Consider the following 2,941-nt stretch of genomic DNA (forward strand, 5'->3'; position numbering starts at 1 on the left):
AAGAGCGAGACCTATCAGAAGGATGGCAAGGACCATCATGTGATCAAGCTTATAGCCACCGGTATCTCAGAGGTGGAGAAGCAAAAGAAGGAGGAGGCTGCTTAGCCTCCTTTCCCATATTTGCCATGTTTGTCTTCCAAGGCTATCTTTTAGGAGGTAGCCTTTTTTGATGGCTCTCCAGGGTGTCATGTCTAATGGAGAGGGTGGGGCTAGTTCTTGACGTGATATTGTTAAATCTAGCAAATGGTTTCCAAAATGCGGAAACCGTTAGGAATGATTAAGTTATCTTTAGTGAATGGTTTCCGTATTTCAGAAACTGTTTGGAAACATTAAGTTTAAGTCAGCTCTTGTGGGAATTGAAACTATTTATAGTAGTGAAGAAGAACGCTTCTGACTAGCAAGATATCATGATAGATAATTAGATCTTTCATTCCTTTTGGTGGGGTGGTTTTGGGTTGATTTTGTATGCTTTTGGGAGTTTTTACTTACAAAAAGGTTAAAAAACATGCAAAAAACAGAAATTCTTCATGATAGTTAAGATTATCTGAAAATAAATGTGTATTTTTGTGCCTATAAATATAAGTAGAATATAATATAAGGCAAAAATATATATTTAACTTATATTATGGTATAATTTAAATATTAGGAATTATGATTGATTATTACGAGTATTCTATACCCGAATTGGTAAAACTTCTTGGTGCAAGATTCAAGGATTACCGTCTGCGTAGCAATATGACACAGAAAGAGGTATCTGAACAATCGGGTATTACAATCACAACCATTCATAAGTTTGAGAATGGTACATCCGGCAATGTCTCGCTCGGCACATTTCTTTTGCTGCTGAAGGCGATAGGGCAGATAGATGCCCTTGATGAACTGATGCCGGATTTACCGCCATCTGCGTACCTGATGAAAGAAGAAAAGAAAGTTCAACGAATAAGACATAAGAAGTCATGATAGCAAGTTTATTAAAAATAATGCTTTGGGACAAGGAAATCGGTCGCCTGTCCTGGGATGCAAGGAGAGGAGTTTCGTTTTTCGAATATAATCCAGCTTTTCTTGGCGGGGTACTCGATCCGTTCCCTCTGGTGGCTTCTGTCAAGTCACCTGCCAGCCGTCGTCCCATCATGGGTGACAGGGAAACGAAACTTTACCGCAAACTGCCTCCTTTTCTTGCAGATTCTTTACCAGACGCTTGGGGTAATCAGGTGTTTGAGTGTTGGCGCATACAGAATGGCATTCGCAATCAGGAAATAACTCCGCTTGAAATTTTGTCGTTCATTGGTAAGCGAGGTATGGGAGCTTTGGAGTTTATTCCTGAATCATCCGGCATTAGAAAGTCGGAAAAGCTGAATATGAAGTTGTTGACGGATTTGGCTCAGAGAATATTCTTGGAGCGTGAGAATGTGAGGCTGTTGCCAGATGAATCGCTGACCATGCAGTCGTTGATAGCTGTAGGTACTTCGGCAGGCGGTCGCCAACCGAAGGCTATCATCGCGATCAATCCGGAAACCAGAGAAATCAGAAGCGGTCAGATAGCCGGTCACAAGGGCTTTGATTATTGCATCCTGAAGTTTGGTGATGCGGAGCGTTCTTCTGCAGAACTGGAAATGGCCTATTACAAGATGGCTAAGGCTGCAGGCATAAGCATGATGCCTTGCAAGATTATAGAGATCGAAGGTCAGAAGCACTTCATTACACATCGTTTTGATCGTGACGAGGAACGTAAATTACACATGCAGACATTGGCGGCTCTATATCCTGATGCCGACAGTTATGAAAAGTTGCTGATGGTTTGTCGAAAGATGCGCCTGCCTGAAAGTACCCAGGAGGAAGTTTTCCGCAGGATGGTATTCAACATCCAAGCCAACAACACTGATGATCACAACAAGAACTTCTCTTTTCTGATGGATGAAAGTGGAAAATGGCAACTTTCTCCTGCATACGATATGACTTATATCTTCAATGTGGGTGGCTTTCTTCCTGAGAAGATGCATTGTATGATGATGCAGGGTAAGCTTCAAGGTCAGACTCTTGAAGATGCTTTGGCTCTCGGCAAGGAAAATGGTATCAGGAAGGCTGAAAGTATCATTGGTGAGGTTGCCTCTGCTATCCGCCAATTCAGACACTTTGCAGAGGAGTGCGAAGTTAGCCAGCGTTGGATAGGTGCTGTAGAAACCACCCTTAACCAGCATCTGGCAGAGTGGGGATTGCTCGAACGAAGAAAGAATGTTGCATTCAGAATTGGCGAAACCCTTTTTGAGAAGGTACGTGTAGAAAAGACATACAAAGGTAATTATCATCTTTTGTGTGAAGTGGATGGGAAAGAACGCAAGTTCGTGATTACCGGAAAGAAAGAAGAATATGCGTTGATTGATAGGGTTGGTACTGATAATCTAACTGATGAACAATTGTATACGTTGGTTGAAACCTTCTTTGTCGGATAAAAGACATTCTTTTTATATTTATTAAGGAGAGCGGCCTTTGGGTCGCTCTTTTTGTGTCATCTATTCAAGACTACCTATCTGGTTGGGGGAGCCTTGGATAAACAGGAAATGTTTGGGGGGATGCTGGCTCCTCTTCCTTTTGCTTCACTTTTTTGAGTGTGGTGGCTTGTTCTTGGAAGGTAGTAGTCCTTTGCCATCCTTTTGACAGGTCTCTTTTGTCTTTGGTGTTTCCTCCTTTAGCTTGCCTTCCTTGAGGGAGGATTGGCTGGTCATTGTGGGGTGGGGACTCGAAGACCTGGTTGAAAGAGGTAAGTATAGTCTCTCTCTTCTCGGTGGTCTTGATGGGTACACCAGGAATTGGTAGGGCTGGTCTTCTCAAGGTTTCTGGTAATGGGTAGCGTCCTCTTTTTGATATCCTGCTACTTTTATTGTTTCTTTAGGTGAGCGTTCATTCATTTTCTTATGCGTCATCCCTTGATTTTACTTTGCAA

Annotated in this window: 2 protein-coding genes; both read left to right on the forward strand. The window is 42.4% G+C overall.

The features are described from left to right. The first annotated feature begins 651 nt into the window (after positions 1-651). Positions 652-960: a helix-turn-helix domain-containing protein gene (locus AAAT87_RS15160; protein ID WP_218421400.1), complete on the forward strand. Its 309-nt coding sequence runs from the start codon at positions 652-654 to the stop codon at positions 958-960. Then, positions 957-2,450, forward strand: a complete 1,494-nt coding sequence (locus AAAT87_RS15165; protein ID WP_349226895.1) for a type II toxin-antitoxin system HipA family toxin — start codon at positions 957-959, stop codon at positions 2,448-2,450. Before AAAT87_RS15160 ends, AAAT87_RS15165 begins: the two co-directional genes overlap by 4 nt. Positions 2,451-2,941: the final 491 nt, after the last annotated feature.

The sequence above is a fragment of the Segatella sinensis genome, assembly GCF_040095255.1.
In the GTDB taxonomy this organism is placed as follows: Bacteria; Bacteroidota; Bacteroidia; order Bacteroidales; family Bacteroidaceae; genus Prevotella; species Prevotella sinensis.

What these genes read in the sequence shown, in the direction of transcription:
- AAAT87_RS15160 (WP_218421400.1), top strand. Translation starts at nt 652, where the DNA reads ATGATTGATTATTACGAGTATTCTATACCCGAATTGGTAAAACTTCTT.
- AAAT87_RS15165 (WP_349226895.1), top strand. Translation starts at nt 957, where the DNA reads ATGATAGCAAGTTTATTAAAAATAATGCTTTGGGACAAGGAAATCGGT.